1 protein-coding gene is annotated in these 1,112 nt (G+C 69.6%); it reads left to right on the forward strand.

What is annotated here, in order from left to right; translation table 11 throughout:
• Window positions 1-141 precede the first annotated feature (141 nt).
• Entirely contained in the window at window positions 142-1,032 is an 891-nt protein-coding gene (locus ACWEF6_RS42910) for a transposase family protein (protein WP_449688195.1), read from the forward strand.
• The last annotated feature ends 80 nt before the right edge of the window (window positions 1,033-1,112 follow it).

Consider the following 1,112-nt stretch of genomic DNA (forward strand, 5'->3'; position numbering starts at 1 on the left):
GCGCCCCAATGGGGTTTTTTCATCTTGATCGTTGCTGGTCACGGTGGTGCGGCGGGGCTGTTGTGGTGGTGTGGGAGGAAGTGACGCTGGGACCGGCGTGGCGGCCCTGGGGATGGGTGAAGCCCTCGGCAAGATCGAGATGTGAGTCAACAACCCGCCGAGGGCTTCGAGTCCCTTTCCTACCAGGTCGCCCTTCCCCTCTCGCGACAGACCCTGGGTAGGGTCGCCGAGCTGATCCGGACACGGCGGCGCCGGCTGCGGTCCCGTTGGCGCAAAGCCACCCCGAGCAGGCAGGCGCTGGTCGTCCTCGCCGTGCTGCGTCACGACCCGCGCCTGGCCCACCTCGGGGCCGGTATGGGCGTCTCCGCATCCACGGTGCGGCGGTGGGTGCTGGAAGTCATCGGCCTGCTCGCCGCCTGCGCCACCCGCCTGAACCGGGTCCTGGCCCGGCTGGCCGCCCGGGGTGCGGCGGTGGTGCTGGTGGACGGCACCCTGGTCCGCACCCGCCGCCGCACCGGACAAGCCAACCGGGCCAACTACAGCGGCAAACACAAACACCACGGCCTGGTCGTGCTCGCCCTGACCGACGAGACCGGCCGGCTGCTGTGGGTATCGGCGGCACTGCCCGGCCGCACCGCCGACATCACCGCCGCCCGCCGGCTGCGCATCCGCCAGCACCTGCACGACCACGGCCTGACCCCGGCCGGGGACAAAGGCTTCCACGGCTGGCACAAAGACGTCCGTGAGACCCGCACCTGCCCGGTCTGTGAGGGGCCGTGTGAGCAGGTCGTGCTCACCCCCTGCAAGGCCGAAGCCCGCCAGCCGCTGACCAAAGCGCAGAAGCAGGCCAACGCAGCGTTCTCCGCGATGCGCTGCGCGGTCGAGGGCGGCTTCGCCGCCCTCAAACACTGGCACGTCCTCGACAAACTCCGCCTCGACCCCCGCCACACCACCACACTGCTACGCGCCCTGCTCGTGCTCACCCAGCACGAGCAGAACATCCGCGACACTGCCCACCCCAGCCCGGCCTGAGCATTACCACACTCCACCAACCCACTCCGACCAGCACAAACCACGATGAAACAACCCCAATGTGGCGTTGGGTGCGTCCA

This window comes from Amycolatopsis sp. NPDC004772 (assembly GCF_053601215.1).